Below are 17,736 nucleotides of genomic sequence, written 5' to 3'. Positions count from 1 at the left end.
GCAAACTGCTAGTCTCCACCTTGTTAAGACGACCAACTCAATCCGGAGCATCTTGGGGGCGTTCCATGACGACTGGGAAACAATCGGCGCCGGCACATCGTCCGCTCGACCTTGACCCGGAGAGAGCCGGCCGCGTTGATCGAGCTCCCTACGGGATTGTCGATATCGGCTCAAATTCGGTCCGCCTGGTCGTTTATGATCAGCTCGGTCGCGCACCCCTGCCGCGCTTCAACGAAAAGTCGCTCTGCCGCCTTGGAGAGGGGCTTGCCCAGACGGGCATGATTTCGGGGGATGGTTTTCGCCGTACGGTCGAGGCCGTACGACGCTTCCGCGCCATCGCCGACGCCATGGGCGTGACCCGTCTCGACGCCACCGCGACCGAAGCCATTCGCCGCGCCGGTAATGGCAAGGACCTTGTTGAAGCGATACATGCCGAGGCCGGCGTGAAGGTGCGAATCCTTACCGGTGCCGAAGAAGCTCATTTCGCAACGCTCGGCGTGATCTCGGGCTTTTACCGTCCGACTGGTCTGGTCGGGGACATGGGCGGCGGCAGCCTCGAGGTTGCCGAGGCGCTCGACGACCGTGTGGGCGAGCATTGGGTCAGCCTCCCGCTCGGCGCCCTGCCGGTGGAGGCTCTGATGCAGGATGGCGGCGATGCCAAACACCGCATCGATGCCCTGCTGGCGGAGAACCTGCCTTCGACATTCTCCCAGTCCACCTTTTTCGCCGTTGGAGGTGGCTGGCGCGCCTTCGCCAAGGCCCAGATGCACGCTGCCAAGGCACCGGTACAGGTGGTGCATGGCTATCGTATCGCCACAAAGGAGGCCCGTGCCTTTGCCAAGACCATCCTGCGGCTGCCGCCGAACAAGCTGGCGGACCTCACGGGGGTGCCGCGACGCCGCGCTCGCACCTTGCCTGCTGCTGCCCTAGTGCTCGATCGTGTGCTGAGGCATCTGGCCCCCGAGCACGTTATATTTTCCGCCCTCGGTCTGCGGGAAGGCTGGCTTTATTCGCAATTGCCGCATGAAGAGCGCTATCTCGATCCCTTGATCGAGGGAGCGCAGCTCGTGGGATTGCCGTGGTCGCGCGTGCCGAATTTCGCTCATGCGCTCGTGCCGTGGACGGCCGGCCTGTTCCCGGACGAAGGAACCGCCGATACGCGCCTGCGTGTGGCGTTATGCGCCCTCTCTGACCTGGGCTGGCGCGATCATGCCGACGTCCGCGCGGAGGAAAGCTTTCGCCGTGTGCTCCAGTTTCCCTTTATCGGCATCGAGCACGTCGAAAGAGCCTTCCTGGCCGTGGCCCTCAACGCGCGTTACGCGGGGCGCTTTGACGCGCCTTGGCTCTCCCCCGCCATTGGCCTTCTGTCCGGCAAGGCGCGCAGCCGCGCCGAAATACTCGGGCGCGCCATCCTCTTGGCTTATCGCCTTTCCGGAGGAATGCCGGCGGTGTTGGCGGGCTCCCGGCTCGTCATCGGCTCCAAGCGATTGCGCCTCGAGGTCGGGCGTCTGGTCAGGGTCCCAGACAGCGAAGCGGTGAGCGAGCGCCTATCGCTATTGGCGACCGCGGCGGGCCTCCGGCATTTCGAAATCACGGAGCTTGCCGAGTAGCTCTCTTCCACACACGACGTTATGCCAATCCCCCTGCCCGGCTGTCCGTGGCCGAACACCGCATGGAACGAAGGACAGGTTCCGATCCTCGGAGGAACAATGTTCAGTCGCCAATAGAAAAGAGAGTATGGTCGCGGCCATAGAATGATTGACCGGTCAATGATGAAAATGTTGGGCTTTACCCTTGCGAGTGGATCAGGAAAACGCGATCACGGCTGATCTCATTGCCGTGCTCGTCGCCGTATCGGGTAACCGGCCACGAACCCTGACCGTCAAGGACGGGAATGCGCTGCCTTCCGGTCCGTTTGAAGCGGACCACCGCTCACTGCAATCAGGGCTGCGCGCCCGGGTCGAGCGCCAGACTGGGCACGTTCTCGGCTATATCGAGCAGCTCTATACTTTCGCCGATAGGGACCGCGCCGGAGATGCCCAACACCGGGTGATTTCAATCAGCTATCTCGGCCTGACCCGAGAGGGCAGAGATGCTGGAGCGACAAGTTCATGGCGCGACTGGTACGACTATTTTCCATGGGAAGATCATCGCGACGGGCGGCCACCGTTCTTCGACGACCGGATTGCAGTTCCCCTTCTGACATGGGCGCGGGACGGAGCAACGGCGGGCCTGCGCGAGGAGCGGACGCAAAGGGTCAATATCTCCTTCGGCCTTAGTGGCCTGGCCTGGCATGAGGAACTGGTGCTGCAGCGCTATGAGCTTCTCTATGAGGCTGGCCTGGTTCCCAGCACCGGCCCTGCCTCGGGAAGCGCGGCGCTCGTCCCCGGAAAGTCGATGTTGGCCGATCATCGGCGCATCCTTGCGACTGGCATCGGGCGGCTACGTGCCAAGATCAAATACCGTCCCGTTGTCTTTGAGCTTCTCGCGCCGACCTTCACCCTCCTCCAGCTCCAGCGTTGCGTCGAAGCTCTCGCGGGCCAGCGGATCCACAAGCAGAATTTCCGACGCCTCATCGAGCAGCAGGAACTGGTGGAAGAAACTGGAGCCGTGACCTCGGACACCATAGGCCGACCCGCCAAGCTGTTCCGCTTTCGACAGGCGGTGCTGGCGGAGAGGGTTGCCGTCGGAACCAAAATACCGCTCGCCCGGGGTTGACAATCTTTATGCTCAGTTTAAGCATATGCATACGTTATGCTCAAACGGAGTATAAAAATGTCATCTCGCTCCGACGTGCTCCTTCGGACGTTTCCCCTTTACGAGCGTGTGAAAAGCCTCATTCCGCCGATGGAATGGCCAGTCTTCGCCGACGATGTCGACGCCATCCTCGAGCTCAAGCGGCGGCGAAACGCGGTGATCCTGGCGCACAACTACCAAACGCCCGAGATCTTTCACTGCGTCGCCGACATTGTTGGCGATAGCCTTGCCCTGGCCCGCAAGGCCATGACGGTCGACGCCGAGGTCATCGTGCTCGCCGGCGTGCATTTCATGGCCGAGACGGCCAAGCTTCTCAATCCCGAGAAGACAGTGCTCATTCCGGACCTGCGTGCCGGCTGCTCGCTCGCTGACTCCATCCGCCCCGAGGACGTGCGGCTCATGCGCCGGCAATACCCCGGCGTTCCGATCATCACCTATGTGAATACCTCCGCGGCAGTGAAGGCGGAGTCCGATATCTGCTGCACGTCAGGCAATGCCAAGGCGATCGTCGAAGGGCTCGGCGTCGACCGTGTCATCATGCTCCCGGACGAGTATCTCGCCCGGAACATCGCGTCGGAGACCGACGTCGAGATCATTGCCTGGAAGGGGCACTGCGAAGTGCATGAGCGCTTCTCGGCCGCCGAAGTCCGCCAATTGCGGGAAGACCACCCTGGCATCATCATCCTGGCCCATCCAGAATGTCCGCCGGATGTCGTGGCGCTGGCCGACTTCTCGGGGTCGACGGCGGTGATGTCGGACTTCGTCGCCACTAACCAGCCCGCACGGGTGGTGCTTCTGACCGAATGCTCCATGAGCGACAACGTGGCGCTTCACCATCCCGGCGTCGAATTCGTGCGGCCGTGCAATCTGTGCCCGCATATGAAGCGAATAACCCTTGCCAACATCCGGGCGGCTCTCGAGACGAACCAGCACGTAGTGACCATCGACCCGGCTCTGGCCGCGCCTGCCCGCCGGGCCGTCGAGAGGATGCTGTCGCTATGAGCCAGTATCCAAGATGCTTTCAAGGCCAACCGGTTATCGTCGGCTCGGGCCTTGCAGGCCTGATGACTGCTCTCTCCCTTGCTCCGGAGCCGACCGTGCTGCTTTCGCTCGGTCCGTTGGGCGAATACACCTCATCTGCCCTCGCCCAGGGTGGAATGGCAGCGAGCATCGCGGAGGATGACAGCCCTGCCCGGCATCTCGACGATACGGTTGCCGCCGGCAACGGACTGGTGGATGTGCCACCGGCCCGCCGCATCCTGGAGGCGGCCCCTGCCATCGTGAGGAGGCTCAGCGATCTTGGTGTTCGCTTCGATCGCGAGGGCGAGGCGCAGTTCGCGCTCGGACTTGAAGCGGCTCATAGTCGGCGGCGCATCGTTCACGCCGCCGGGGATGGCACAGGGCGGGAGATCGTCCGGGCCTTGGTCGAGGCCATTCATAGGACGCCTTCGATTGTCGTATTCGAGGGCGCCGAAGCACGCCGGCTTCTCGTCGAGAACGGACGGGTCGCCGGCGTGATGATCGCCCTCCCGTCAGGGCCGCTCGTCATTCCCACCTCCCGTGTCGTGCTTGCCACGGGAGGGATCGGCGGGCTGTTCCAGGAAAGCACCAATCCGAGAACCAGTATCGGACAGGGACTGGCGCTCGCTGCTCAAGCCGGCGCAATCCTTTCAAACCTCGAATTCATCCAGTTCCATCCCACGGCGCTCGACACGCCGGCGCGGCCGATGAGGTTGATCAGTGAAGCGGTGCGGGGAGAGGGCGCTGTCCTGATCGACGAAACGGGTGAGCGCTTTCTGAAACACCTGCCGAGAGCGGAACTCGGACCGCGTGATGAGGTTGCGCGAGGGGTCTGGAGCCACCGCATAGGCGGGCATTCGATCTTCCTCGATGCACGCGCCAAGCTCGGGGCGACATTCCCGCAGCGATTCCCGGAGATCGCGCGGACATGCCTTCTGGCCGGCATCGATCCGGCGCGGGTGCCGATACCAGTACGACCGGCCGTTCATTATCATATGGGTGGTATTGCCGTTGACGGTCTTGGCCGCACCTCTCTCCCCGGCTTGTGGGCTTGCGGTGAAGTTGCTTGCACCGGCCTTCACGGCGCCAATCGACTGGCCAGCAATTCCCTCACGGAGGCGGCGGTGTGCGCATCTTGGGTCGCCGAGGATGTCGGCAATTCTGAGCACGGGATCCACGGAAGGCTGACTGACCATGCCCTACCCGTAATGCCTGCGGCGTCCAACGCAACGCCCATACGCCCGATCCTCTCGCGTTGGCTTGGCCTGGTGAGGGATCGAAGCGGACTGGGTCGTGCGGTCAGCGCGCTGCTCCCTCTGGCGATTCGTCGCGGCCCTTCCACGGGACCGGCGCAAGTGGCCCTGATGATGGCTGTCTCCGCGCTGCGGCGCGAGGAGAGCCGCGGTGCGCATTTCCGGTCTGACTTTCCGTCGGCCCACGCCACAGCTTCGCCGTCGACCATGTCCCTCCAGGATGCAATGGCCACGGCCTCGGAGTCCCCCCATGAAACAGTTCATCTCGCCGAGAGTGCCTGACATGACGCTGATTCCCCTGCCCTCCTTTCTGTTCGAGCCGCTTGTCCGGGCAGCCCTGGCCGAGGACCTCGGCCGCGCCGGCGATCTGACGACCGACGCCATTGTTCCGCGCGATCTCACGGCCAAAACGGTCCTGGTCGCTCGTCAGCCAGGCGTGGTCGCCGGTCTCGATGTTGCCGGTGCTGCCTTTCGGCTGATGGATCCCGAAGTCAAAGTCGTCGTCGACAAGCCTGACGGCAGCAAGGTTGCGGCCGGCGCGATAATCGCCTCGGTGAGCGGGCGCGCCCACGCCCTGCTGACCGCTGAGCGCGTCGCGCTGAACTTTCTGTGCCACCTCAGCGGCATTGCCACTGTCACGGCTGGAATCGTCGAAGCCGTCAAGGAGCACAAGGCGCAAATCGTCTGCACCAGGAAGACCACGCCAGGACTGCGTACACTCGAGAAATACGCTGTTCGAGCCGGTGGCGGCGGCAATCATCGCTTCGGTCTCGATGATGCGGTCCTGATCAAGGACAATCATATCGCGATCGCTGGCGGTATCCGGCCGGCGCTCGAGCGAGCGCGCGCTGGTGTCGGTCACATGGTGAAGATCGAGCTAGAGGTCGACACGCTGGCTCAGCTTGAGGAAGCCCTCGCTCTTGGCGTCGATGCCGTGCTGCTCGATAACATGTCGCCCGACGAGTTGCGGATTGCCGTCTCGATGGTGAAAGGGCGAGCGTTGACTGAGGCGTCGGGGCGCGTGACCGCAGCAACGGCACCGGCCATAGCGGCCAGCGGCGTTGATCTAATCTCGATCGGCTGGCTCACGCACAGTGCACCCACGCTTGATATCGGCCTCGACTACGCGACGGAAGAAGAGACACCCTTCGCCGAGGCGTAGCGAGCAAAATTCACGAAAGCTTAGGCGCCCAGCCGAATGTCCGCTTCTGAGTACAGCGGTAGAGGCTGCTGCTGGCTTGTGTGGCGCCACGCCGCAGCCAAATGCACCACCTTCGAAATCCCGGCGCAGCATCAGAATGCGCACCAGTCACATGTGATTCTAGGCGACTTCTCGTTTTCCGCTGCCTACAATCTGCTTACACGATCGGCTGCCACAGGCCTTAGCAAAAAGCCTCCCGAAGGAGGCCTCTTAAGTTATTGATTTCCCGAAGAAAAAATGGAGCGGGCGAAGAGAGCCAAGCTGCTCGCGACTTTTTAGCGCGAGCCCAATCGGCGTAGATGAGGGCGTTGTTCAACGTCGGTACCGCCTGGTACCGGCGGGTGACTGCGATTCCGGTGCCGGTGTTTGAACGTCAAATTTGCATTCGGATAAGCGCATTACAATTGTCTTGCTTTACGCACGAAGTCGGCGAGTTCGCGGTTGAACCGCGGTGTGTCCTCGAGAAAGGGGGCGTGTCCAGTCTCGGGGTACCAAGACGCATTTGCCGTTCGGCATGTTTTGAGGATGTGATCCCCCATTGCCGGGAAGATCACCTTGTCGCTCAGACCCTGAGTCATAAGGACGGGCCGCTCCAATGAGCTCAAGACGTCATCGGAGTCGATCACGCGGGTGACAAGAGCAGCTCGTACCTTTGGCGGCACCACCATGTTCCAGCTGAGGGCGATCTCGCACTCGTCGCGTCGGAGAGGCCGCGCGGTGCAACCGTGCACGAATGCGCGAATTGCCTGGATATTGGCGGGTAGATCGTCGGCGATCGCGCCCGGCACGTGATCGAGGAAGCCGGGCCCGATAAGGACCCCGAACGCGGCCCTGTCGAGCGTTACCGCTGCACCAACGAAGTTGATCCCCGCAATGGCGTCCTGACCGTATGCGCGGATATAGTCACAGATGACGAAGCCCCCATATGACCACCCAACGAGAACAGGATGCGTCAGGCCGAGCTGTTCGATAATGGCGGCAATGTCGTCCGCCCATGCTTGGGATTGCGTGTAGTGTTCACTCGCCTCGGGCGCTTCTGACATGCCGTGGCCGCGAAGATCAAATGCGACGAGATGGAACGAGCTCGCAAGCTCGCTCTCATACTGTTTGAGCCAGCAAAGATGATTCTGTGACCAACCGTGGATGAAGAGGATTGCTGGAGCATCGACTTTGCCCCATTCGCGCACATGCAGTCTCAGGCCATTCCCGCCGTTCACGGAATGAATCTTCATCTCGATGCTCCATTCAAGAAAGCCGATCTCGATGATCGCCGACCTGCATTGGAAGCAGTGTTGTTGCGGGTGTTGAAAAATACGGCTGAAACGTTGGAATACTCGCTGCAGGAGCGCCCTCGGAACATTGCCCAGCGAGAACTTAGCCGAGCCGGTCGGTCATGTTGGATCGGCGACTGAAATGAAGGATGTGACTTCTCGCAGGAAATCGCCGAAGGCCGGCTCGTCGCCGAGGAGAATATGGTTTGCGCTGTTAAGATCTACGAAGCGTGCCCCCGGTATGCCAGCCGCCAGGGCCCTGCCTTCCTCGAACGGGACTGCTGCATCGTTCCTGGCATGCAGGACCAAAGTCGGAACGCTTACTTCTCCCAAGATCGTCGAGACATCCATGTCTCCAAAGGCATAGTGAAGTCGGCTCGCATTGACCGGCGAGGCCGTCTCCTTCTGCAGGTCATTGAACCAAGCCATCTGCTTGCGGCTTGCGCCGGGGATGAAAGCTTCGGTGAACAACTGCCGGAATGCCGGATTGTCCTTGCCCCATCCCTCTCGGATCAATGTCGTCATGGCTTCATGAATGTCGATCTCGCGGCGGTTCCCGCGCTTTCGCCAACCCCTTGCATATCCGCCATAGAGAATCAGGTGAGATACGCGCTCAGGATGCCGGACGACGTAGGCCACTGAGACAGCACAGCTTTGCGAGACACCAAGCAGTGGGAACCCGTTCAGACCGCTGGCATTGGCCACACTCTCCAGATCGGAGACCATCGCGGCAAGGGATAGGTCATCGGCATTCCAATCGGAGAGGCCGTTGCCGCGCTCGTCGTATCGAACCAGCGTGTTCTCTCTCGACAGCGAATCGATCCAGTGTTGCCACACGGGGCTTTCCCATTCGTATTGCAGATGGGACATCCAATGCGCCGCGCGAAGAATGGGTGGGCCCCTCCCTGAGACGGCGTAGGCAATTCGGACGCCGTCCGGGCTCCTGCAATACCGTATCGCCTGGGAATGTCGGTGCTCACTCGGGCCGAGATATTCATCGGATCTCAGTCGCGTGGCATTTTGTCGAGCCGACGTGACGAGCGATTTCAGTTCCAATGACACCTGCACATCGCTCGGTTCCAGAGACTGTAGGGCTTGGGCGTACGGAAGAGCCCGTTCCGGCTCGCCGCGCAGCCGTTCCACAAGCGCCCGCAGGATCAGTGATCTGGTGCGATCCAATGCGTCAGCGTGAAATGTGCGCCAAGCCTCGAACACGGGGCAACGAGGCAGTTCGAGGCCCTCAAGAAACCGCCCTCGGAACCTGGCTGCCAGCGTTTCCAGATCTGAGGTGCCGAGGACGCGCACCTCTTTCGCCGTGATGTGGGCGACGTGTTGCAAATCGACGTCAAGCTTGTCGGCGTCAAGAGATACACTGCTTCGGTCGGTTCCGAGACAGGACTGATCTTCGTCGTCGCTGATAACCCGCCTCAGCTTTGAGAGGCTCCATCTCAGCGAAGCTCTTGGATCATCTGGCGCGTCCCAGAACATTTCACATAGATGGTCACGCCGCTGGCGCCGGTTCACCACAGCAAGGTAGGCGAGGAGTGCGCGCGTTTTCTTTGACGGGGGCAGGAGAATTTCCTGGGCGTCCCTCAGGACCAGCAATTCGCCGAGCACCTTGATCTGCAGCGGGCTCTTCATGTGAAACGCCCAATTGCCTGAAACCAGTTTATCGCAGATGTTGCTTTGTGTGAATTTACCTGATGGGCCGATGTCTGCCTGGGATCGAAGATCGAGCGAGGGGAACGTCGCAACGCCAACACTCCCACACCACCGGGCATAGGGGTCCCTGCCACGGCGGTTCGACTGAGTCTGAGGGAAATCGCGGTTGCAGGTCATTAAGTCGCAACGGCCTATCGCGATCCTAACGGCAGGAGCTGATGCGACGCTTGTGCTTATTCTCGTACATAAGGAGATCAGCTCGCTTGGCGACCGATTCGAGCTTTTCACCATCCTGGCTCGTAGCCACTCCTATGGAGAGGCTAAGCGCCAACGTTGAATAATATTGATTGTTGATCTCAACGAGACGTTCGATGTCTCCTACAACGGTTGCGGCGCCCTGTTGGTCGACATAGGGGAGCACAATGGCAAATTCATCTCCCCCGATGCGAGCCCCGTGGCCTGGCGCCTTGACCGCTTCGTGCAATACCTCGCCAACGCGGCGCAGCAAGCTGTCGCCTGTCGCGTGGCCCCATTGATCGTTTACAGTTTTAAGTCCATTGAGGTCGATGGCAATGATCGACACCGGCAGATGCTGATTGCGTTCGAGCCGGTTCAGCTCATCGACGTAGAAAGCGCGGTTGAACAACTTCGTCAGAACGTCGTGTTTGCCGAGATATTCGAGATAGGCCTCTGCTTTCTTGCGCGCAGTGATATCGGTCAGCGCGACCTGTACCTGAGACCAGTCGGCTTCATGCCCGGGGAGGATAGACAACTGTAGCAGAAGATACCGTTCAGTGCCGTCTAGGGCGTGATTGAGCACCTCCCTGCGCTGAAAAAGAATGCCATTCCACAAATCGATCAACTGTTCGCGAAAATGGGTCTCCATATCGGTTTGGAATACTCGTGGTAGGTTCTGCAAAAGTGTCGGCTTGTCAGGAGCAAGAAAGAGCGTCAGCGTCTCCTTGTTGACGTCCAGGACACGGATTTCGCTCATGCATTGTCGTACGAATTCGGGATGCACATCCGTGAAGACGCGGAAATCGACAATGCCACGAAGTCGCAAATCGTCCATCAATTGCTTGATGCGGCTAAAGTCCTCAACCCAAAGTGAGACCGGCGAATGCTCGAAAAGAGCTGAAGCATATTGTTGCTGTTTTGCCGTCTGCCGGCGCGCGCCTTCGAGGAGCGTGACATCCTCTATGGCTAAGAGGACGCGGTCCCAAGTCTGCTCGTGGCCGGGCAATATAATGCCACGAAGCTGAATGTCTAGCCGCTTACCGCCTAGCGTATAATTGACCGTGTTACTGTAGAATTCCGTCTCACCTTCCCAAAGTTTACACAATTCATCGATATGTGCATCAAGCATGTCGTCACGCAAAACACGCGCCAGATTGGCCACAAGATGATCAACACTGTCCGCTTCATAAAGAGAGAGAGTTTTGCGGTTGACACTGAGCACACGAATGAGCCCCGAACAAAGTCTCAGCTTGTCAGGATCGACCAAAAGAAGCGTGCGTAGATTAGTGACGCCCTCCGCCCGCCAAGCCTGAAATTGCTCACGCAAGGCAGTGTAGTCTTCAAGCCATAGAGACATGGGGACTAGATCGAAGATATTGCCGTCACCCTTCACAAATTCATCAATACCCATTCAAACACTCTTGATGCGAGTCATGCACTTTACGGAACTCAAAACATAATAGACATCACAATTACTTTATATCGACTTCAGCCGGGCGAGCCAAATCCTAAAATCTTCATCACACTTTCAATGATCTTGCCCTCACACCTTGCCAGGGTGCGAGGCCATCCATAGGCTCGGCGGCGCCGGTTTCCTCGACCTACCTCTGACCTAGCCAAGGGCCGCTTTCGAACTTGCCTGAGACCTTCCAAGAAGCAGGCATGCCGAAGCTCTTGTTGCTGCCGAGCCGCTCGACGGTTGCTCGCAAGTCTTCAGCGGCAAAAACTTTAACATCGCCACCGTGGAGGATAGTCGCGACGGTTCCGGGCGGCACCAGGTCGCTGGCGGTGATCCCGAAACCATCCAGAAGGATGACGTCTTTTTCCAAAAGCACGCTTCCTCGCCGAATGTTCTGTCGCGAGTATAGTGGATCGTGCCCGTGCTAACAGTCAGGCATTCGGATAGCACGCGATCGCTCAAGACGATCAGCAGCCGCTGCTGACTCAAACTGTCAATCGGCCTGCAAGATTTGCGCGCCAGTTCACAGTGATCGATCGTGTGGGCGCGATCCGCACATCCATCGCGCTCCCGTTGCTGCTTAAGCGGTGAATCTGGATGGTTCGCTCCGAGGAGGGCTCCTTCCGCTGCCTGCTAGAATATGCGCTTCACGAACGATATTGCAGACGGCTTCCGCCTTCGAGGGAACACCGATCAAGTAGCCCTGAGCCTGGACGCAGCCTTCTCGTCGCAGAAATTCAAGTTGCCCGGTGGTCTCGACCCCTTCGGCGGTGACGGTAATGCCAAGCTGGGTGCCGAGTCTAATGATCGTGCTCACGATTGCCGCGGTATCATGATTATCGATGTCACTGATAAAAGACCGGTCGATCTTGATCTTGTCGACGGGGATGCGGCGGAGATAGCTGAGCGAAGAATAGCCGACCCCAAAATCATCCAACGCGATGCGGATGCCTAGCTGGCGCAACTGCCGGAGCGTCGTCAACACGACGTCACTCTCGTCCATCAACACCGTTTCGGTAATTTCCAGTTCAAGCCGATTGGCCGGCACTCCTGAAGATGCCAGCGCGGAGGTGACGGTGCTGATAAAGTTTCTTTCTCTCATCTGCACGGCTGATACATTGACTGCAATATAGACCCCGCTCCGCCAACTCGCGGCTACTGCGCATGCTTTCACCAGCGACCACTCTCCAAGCGGAATGATCAGCCCGGTCTCTTCGGCGACCGGAATGAAATCTTGTGGCAGCACCAAGCCGCGTACCGGTGAATGCCACCGTACTAAAGCTTCGGCTCCAACGATCTCACCGGACGCGATGTTCATGATTGGTTGGAAATTCAGTTCAAATTCCTGCCGTGTCAGCGCTGCCTGGAGGTCGGTTTCAAGCGCACGGCGGGTCCGTATTGTCACATCCATGCCTGGTTCGAAGAAGCGATAGGCGTTTCGCCCCCTGGTTTTTGCTCCGTAAAGTGCGGTGTCTGCGTTTTTCAAGAGCGTGTCTGCATCTCCACCGTTCTCCGGGAAAAGGGCGATCCCGAGGCTTATGCCCACGTGCATATCACGGCCCTTTTGGCGGAAGGGATTTCCAATGATTTCAATGATCCGAGCGGCCAGTTTTTCTACATCGTCCGTAGACGCTGGATCGAACTGCAATATAACGAACTCGTCGCCACCAAAACGAGCGACGATATCCGTTTCGGAAGGTAGGCACCCCTTCAACCGTTCAGCCACGCATTTCAGCAGCCAGTCACCGGCCGGGTGTCCCCAGGTGTCGTTGACGAATTTGAAGCGGTCAAGGTCGAGCGAGAATATCGCAAGTTGCTTTGCGTGGCCCAAGGCTTGGTCCAACCGTTCGCAGAACATTGAGCGATTGGGGAGGTCGGTCAGTGGGTCGTGATGCGCAAGATGAGCCATACGCTCCTCAACGCGCCTACGCTCGCTTACGTCGTCGAATGTCTCGACCCAGCCTCCACCATTCATCGGGCGCCGCGCGATTAGAAGAGTTCTGCCATCGGAAAGATGGCGGTGTGTCGACCGTGTTTCTCCGACCCGAGGCCCTGTCGCGGTCTTGGAAATTTCGTCATCTATGTCGATCCCCGTGTAGACCCCGAGATCCACGAGGCGCTCGACAAGTTTATGGTGGCCCATGCCCATCGGAAAGTCGGCCTGGGAGACGTCGTAGAGCTGTAGAAACCGTTCGTTGCGCACAATGAGCTTTCCGTCAGCGTCATACATGAGTAAGCCCTGCGACATGTTGGCCAAAGCTGCATCAAAGCGACGGTGCTGTTCCTTCAATTCTTGTTCAGCGCGGCGTTGCTCGGTAATGTCCTCATAGATAGATACCCAACCGCCGGAACCCAACGGTCGGTGCGAGATACAGATGGTGCGTCCGTCCGATAGTACTTCCTCGTAGGTCGAGGGCTTAGCTCGGTCGATATAAGGCTTTCGAATGGCGTAGAGTTCCTCGGCGCTCTGTGACGCGATCCCAATATCAACGCTGTGCTGCAATATGTCGAAAAAACGAATACTGGGCCGAACGATTTTTGGGTCAAGGCAGAAGATGCGGATATAGTTGAGATTGCAGATAATCATGCACTCATCCGAGTCAAACATGCACAGACCATGTGACATGTTCTCGACAGCTTCAGAAAAGCGCTCGCTTTGCTTGCGCAGTTCGTCTTCCGCCCGTCCAGTCAAAACCCCTCCCTCGACCCGCGGCTGAACGACGGACGAAGGCGGGTTGACACCAGCGACGGACATCAGGCGGTCCTCCAGACATTGATGGGGCAAGGCAGCGTGGCCCGTTATATCTTGATAACAGAGACACTGTACCTTCAACCTATTTATGCCTAATGATCCCTGTTTTCAGATAGAATGCAACACACCCTGAGCTGTCCTCGCAGAACGGCTGTGATCTCAAACCAAAATTAATCTAGGGCAAATCAATTCAAATCGGGCTGTAGATATTTGGTCATCGGCCTGTCGATGTCTAAATTGCTGAGAGATTTTGGACCATAGATGAAATGATCTGCCGTCTTAATATTGAACATTTCATAAAACTATTGGTTGAGCCGATGGACAAAAATATGCGGAACATCGTCGTCAAGCTTCTGGAGCGGGAAGCGTCCAGTCTGATCAGACCTGGACGGTCCAGTTTCTGAGGAGTCGATCAAACGGTCGAAAACACCAGCCGCCGCGCTCGCGAACAGCTGCCGAGGGAAATCTATCCCCTCTCGCTCGACGAGCAGCACCTTCGCCAATTGTGCCATCCCCGCAACTCGACGCCCCGCACATGCCTGGGCTTCAGAACACCCGCGGAAGTCTTCCGGCGCAAGCTTATGGTAATCCCTCACTTCCTTCACGCGGCGCCGCATTTCCAAGATATGCATGGCGGTTCTGGCGAGGCTCGAAAGCTTTTCACTTTCATCATTCGAAAAGTGGCGTGTCTTCGTGTCCACAGCGCAGATCGCGCCGAGAGCAGACCCATCCGAGGCGATTAAAGGAGCTCCCATGTAGCTGCGGATGCCTGGATCAGCCGTCACGAATGGGTTGGAAGCAAATCGCGCATCCTTGGACGCATCCTCAACAAGCATGGGAGAATCCGTCTCTATTGTGTGAGAACAGAAGTTCGTTTGGGCCGGTACGACCTCCACTTCCATACCCGCCAGCCCCATGTGATAGGTATTTTCGTCATCGACCAGCGAGACTGCAGACATCGGCCCACCGAATGTCAGCCGTACCAGATTGCAAAGAGCATCGAGACTGTGATCTCGGCCCATTTCAATCGTCTCATAGGCTCTCAGAGCGGCGAGGCGGCGTTCATCAAAGAGTTTCATGCTGGCCAGTATTCCCGTTCATCCGTGTATGTAAGAACGTTTTACACGCAGAAGCAAGTCGCGCATTATTATTACCGCCGGATACTTAATCTATTAGTAAGTATATAGGTTTAGATCTGCAAAATAAAACTAAAATTACGAACTTTCTGATGATTGTATTAAATTTTTCTACGTTCATTCACCGAATTATTTTAGATGTACTTGTTGATCGGCGAAAGGCCGCCGAGCATCGCAGGACCGAAACTATCAAAGCTTCTTCGATACCGGCCTCCAGTGTGGCACCCCGAGCACCAATTTCCCTAATGCACCCTCACTAAGGCGGACGAGGAAAGGAACTTCATCCTCGAGATACCCGACAAGGACCGCACACGCGGGAGCCGGCGGCGCCCGAGTCAGCGGGAGGCGATGGAAACCCTGCGTCTGCTTCTTCGATCGGAAGGAAATCAAGGAGTTCCGTCCGATCGATCTGTCCGTCGATTAAGTTGACAATGCTCACCCGGGCAATGTCACAGGAGTAAGCTTGGCCTCATAATTCTCCAAATAGAAATCTACGTCCACTTAACTGATGAATAGTTTGCCACGATGGATGAAGAATGATGGTATCCTGTATGATAATCCAACCTCTTCATCGATATCCCGTAGAGTTCTGATAGTTTGCTCTCTGTGCACATGCTTGCGACAGAGCCCTCCTCACCCATTCCTGAACCATGCAAAAGGATTGCCCTGTCGGCAACTTCGAGGGCGTGCGTCGGCTCATGCGTGGTCATTATGACTGTAAGTTGGCGCTCAGCCGCAAGACGACGCAGCGTCGAAAGAACGAGTGCCTGGTTGCGGAAATCAAGCGCCGAAGTAGGTTCATCGAGCAGCAGAATATCTGCTTCTGCAGCAAGAGCGCGGGCTATCAACACGAGCTGGCGTTCTCCGCCTGACAATGTCGTGACAGGTCGTTTGGCAAAGGAGGCCAAACCTATCAATTCGAGCGCTTCTTGGGTGCGCGCACGATCGCGGCTCGTCGGATTGGAGAAAACGCCCACATGTCGGGCGCGGCCCATGAGCACAACATCGAAAACCGAATAGGAAAAAGGCGGTGTGAACTGCTGCGGTACGTAACCCATCACGCCGTTGCACCGGACGCTGCCCGCCGTTGGCGTGATAAGTTTGGCCAAACACTTCAAAAGCGTCGTCTTTCCGCGCCCATTTCGCCCAAGCAGGACGAGCGTCTGCCCCGATGCAAGGCTGAAAGACAAGTTCTCGAACAGCCAGGGCAGGCCGGCGGCGTAACGGAATCCCAGGCCCTGTGCATCGATCCTCATTGCCATCCCTCGCGTTGAGTCCGACGCAGCAACACCAGGAATACAGGCGCGCCAACCAGCGCGGTGAGAACACCGAGCGGGATCTCCGCTGCGATGGCCGATCGGGCTAATGTATCGATAAATAGCATGAAGCTTGCGCCAAGAAGAGCCGAGGCTGGTAGCAACCGTCGGTGGTCGGGGCCAACGAGCGCCCGGGCAAAATGCGGAATGACCAAGCCCACCCATCCAACAATGCCGGAGTTCGCGACGCTGGCCGCGGTGATACCCGTCACGCAGCCCAATGTTAACCACCGGGTCGATTCAACCCTTAGCCCGAGAGCTTTTGCTTCTTCGTCCCCGAGCGAGAGAATGTTTATGCGAAAACCCATCAACAACAGCGGCAATGCAAATAATGTGATGACAGGCACCATGTAGAGCGCTCGCCCTGGGGTGGAGCCCGCAAAGGAGCCCATCAGCCAAAAAACGATCGCCGGCAAGGTGTCGTTCGGGTTTGCGAAATAAGTCACGAGCGAGATAAGCGCAGAAAACAAAGCGGATACGACGATGCCCGCCAAAACCAGCATCAGAATTGACGAACGGCCTGAATCGCGGCTCATGAGGATGACCAACAGCAGGGCATTCAGCCCGAAACAAAAGGCCATCGACCACACACCGACAGTACCCAGTCCAAGAAGTATTGCTCCGACTCCGCCGAATGCGGCGCCCGACGAGACACCTATCACCTGAGGATCAACCAATGGGTTGCGGAACACGCCCTGCAACGCCGCGCCCGAAAGTGCCAGGCCTCCTCCGACGAAGCCGCCGATGAGCATGCGCGGCACACGCACCAGCTCGACCACGCGCCATACGGGCTCCGGTACTCCATTATGGCCGGGGCCCAAGCTAAACCAGCCAAGGATTATAATTCTGAGCTCTCTGAGGCTGATGGCATAGCGGCCGCACGAAAGCGAGGCTGCGATGGCCACCACCAGCAGTATGACCAAACAAGCCATGACAATGCCTGCATTCGTCAGTCGTCCCCTGTCCTCCCTGTGAAACACACCTTCTTTGGGAGCCCGCACTTTCGAGGTCATCGCGAACCCTCTGTCGAGATAGGATCGCCGCTCCAGCGTCCTTCAGAGCGTTCGTGGGAGAAGGTCAGCGCGCTTAGGATGTCGTGAAACAAGTTAGGCTGATGGCGAGGGTCCGAGCAGAAATGGTCGATGTTGTCACCATTGTGCATGAACAGCTTTCCACCACTCGGCATTCGCCAGACCCAGTCGATTGGGTCCTCATCAATCGTGCCGTCGGGCGTGGGACCACCGATCATGCATAACCACTCCGCTCCTTCCCGGGGATCACTGTAGCCACGTGCATATTGCCCCAATATGCCTTCCTGCCGATGGAAGTTCTTAAACTCCATGCGCCCGCCAGGCCGCATCCACCACTTCCAATCTTCGGTCTCGCACGAAAACCAGGGGACGGCGACGGCTTTGAGCCATTCATCCATTCGATTTGGCTCGAACACGATCAGGAAGCCACCCTGCGCCAGATAATCACTAGTTTGTCCGGTATGTTTTCGAAGCAACTGTTGATATGAGAAATCCAGAATGACAAGGGCCTCAAAGCAGGTCAGGTCAGCACGATCAATCGTAGGCGGGTGAATCTGCTCGTCGAGATACGGCTCGAAGTCCTGATAACACTTAAGGTGAGCCCCATCGCCCGAGGTAATAAAGCCAATATCTTTCATGGC

General features: G+C 58.1%; 13 protein-coding genes and 2 pseudogenes. 6 read left to right on the top strand and 9 right to left on the bottom strand.

All coding sequences use genetic code 11. The features are described 5' to 3' along the window. Window positions 1-65 precede the first annotated feature (65 nt). The 5 genes from QQL24_RS07975 to nadC all read left to right on the top strand — a co-directional run bounded on the left by QQL24_RS07975 (window position 66) and on the right by nadC (window position 6,192). Window positions 66-1,610, top strand: coding sequence for a Ppx/GppA family phosphatase (locus QQL24_RS07975; RefSeq protein WP_284311433.1), 1,545 nt, complete (start codon window positions 66-68; stop codon window positions 1,608-1,610). A gap of 190 nt (window positions 1,611-1,800) precedes the next feature. After that, window positions 1,801-2,718, top strand: coding sequence for an NUDIX hydrolase (locus QQL24_RS07970; RefSeq protein ID WP_284311432.1), 918 nt, complete (start codon window positions 1,801-1,803; stop codon window positions 2,716-2,718). A gap of 57 nt (window positions 2,719-2,775) precedes the next feature. Continuing rightward, entirely contained in the window at window positions 2,776-3,759 is a 984-nt protein-coding gene (nadA, locus tag QQL24_RS07965; RefSeq protein ID WP_284311431.1) for a quinolinate synthase NadA, read from the top strand. Then, on the top strand, window positions 3,756-5,312 hold the full coding sequence (locus tag QQL24_RS07960; protein ID WP_284311430.1) for an L-aspartate oxidase: 1,557 nt from the start codon (window positions 3,756-3,758) through the stop codon (window positions 5,310-5,312). Before nadA ends, QQL24_RS07960 begins: the two co-directional genes overlap by 4 nt. Window position 5,313: 1 nt before the next feature. Then, entirely contained in the window at window positions 5,314-6,192 is an 879-nt protein-coding gene (nadC, locus tag QQL24_RS07955) for a carboxylating nicotinate-nucleotide diphosphorylase (protein WP_284311523.1), read from the top strand. A gap of 437 nt (window positions 6,193-6,629) precedes the next feature. Here nadC and QQL24_RS07950 read toward each other — a convergent pair whose 3' ends face one another. The 5 genes from QQL24_RS07950 to QQL24_RS07930 form a co-directional block, all read right to left on the bottom strand. Further along, window positions 6,630-7,463, bottom strand: coding sequence for an alpha/beta fold hydrolase (locus tag QQL24_RS07950; protein WP_284311429.1), 834 nt, complete (start codon window positions 7,461-7,463; stop codon window positions 6,630-6,632). Window positions 7,464-7,622: 159 nt separating this feature from the next. After that, on the bottom strand, window positions 7,623-9,143 hold the full coding sequence (locus tag QQL24_RS07945; RefSeq protein WP_284311427.1) for a bifunctional AfsR/SARP family transcriptional regulator/alpha/beta hydrolase: 1,521 nt from the start codon (window positions 9,141-9,143) through the stop codon (window positions 7,623-7,625). A 223-nt stretch (window positions 9,144-9,366) separates the two neighbouring features. Further along, window positions 9,367-10,812, bottom strand: coding sequence for a sensor domain-containing diguanylate cyclase (locus QQL24_RS07940; RefSeq protein ID WP_284311426.1), 1,446 nt, complete (start codon window positions 10,810-10,812; stop codon window positions 9,367-9,369). Window positions 10,813-11,002: 190 nt separating this feature from the next. After that, window positions 11,003-11,230 carry a hypothetical protein gene (locus QQL24_RS07935; RefSeq protein ID WP_284311424.1) on the bottom strand — a complete coding sequence of 76 codons (228 nt, stop codon included), beginning with the start codon at window positions 11,228-11,230 and terminating at the stop codon, window positions 11,003-11,005. 210 nt (window positions 11,231-11,440) lie between these two features. Next, window positions 11,441-13,615 (bottom strand): putative bifunctional diguanylate cyclase/phosphodiesterase, encoded by a 2,175-nt coding sequence (locus QQL24_RS07930; protein WP_284311423.1) that lies wholly within the window; start codon window positions 13,613-13,615, stop codon window positions 11,441-11,443. Between the two features lie 413 nt (window positions 13,616-14,028). Here QQL24_RS07930 and QQL24_RS36565 point away from each other — a divergent pair. Further along, window positions 14,029-14,196 (top strand): annotated as a pseudogene (locus QQL24_RS36565) (IS30 family transposase); the annotation flags it as partial. Window positions 14,197-14,241: 45 nt separating this feature from the next. Here QQL24_RS36565 and QQL24_RS36560 read toward each other — a convergent pair. The 4 genes and pseudogenes from QQL24_RS36560 to QQL24_RS07910 form a co-directional block, all read right to left on the bottom strand. Then, window positions 14,242-14,634: pseudogene (locus tag QQL24_RS36560) on the bottom strand (GAF domain-containing protein); the annotation flags it as partial. Window positions 14,635-15,239: 605 nt separating this feature from the next. Beyond that, on the bottom strand, window positions 15,240-16,004 hold the full coding sequence (locus QQL24_RS07920; protein ID WP_284311420.1) for an ABC transporter ATP-binding protein: 765 nt from the start codon (window positions 16,002-16,004) through the stop codon (window positions 15,240-15,242). Further along, window positions 16,001-17,077 carry a FecCD family ABC transporter permease gene (locus QQL24_RS07915; protein ID WP_284311419.1) on the bottom strand — a complete coding sequence of 359 codons (1,077 nt, stop codon included), beginning with the start codon at window positions 17,075-17,077 and terminating at the stop codon, window positions 16,001-16,003. The genes QQL24_RS07920 and QQL24_RS07915 overlap by 4 nt, the downstream gene beginning before the upstream one ends. Beyond that, the gene (locus QQL24_RS07910) at window positions 17,074-17,733 is read right to left on the bottom strand and encodes a hypothetical protein (RefSeq protein WP_284311417.1); all 660 of its coding nucleotides are present in this window, start codon (window positions 17,731-17,733) and stop codon (window positions 17,074-17,076) included. The genes QQL24_RS07915 and QQL24_RS07910 overlap by 4 nt, the downstream gene beginning before the upstream one ends. Window positions 17,734-17,736: the final 3 nt, after the last annotated feature.

Origin of the sequence: Labrys miyagiensis, assembly GCF_030160835.1 — a bacterium.
Classification (GTDB): domain Bacteria; phylum Pseudomonadota; class Alphaproteobacteria; order Rhizobiales; family Labraceae; genus Labrys; species Labrys miyagiensis.
Note: the sequence above shows the minus strand (reverse complement) of the source record. Positions and strands in the feature narration are given on the sequence as shown.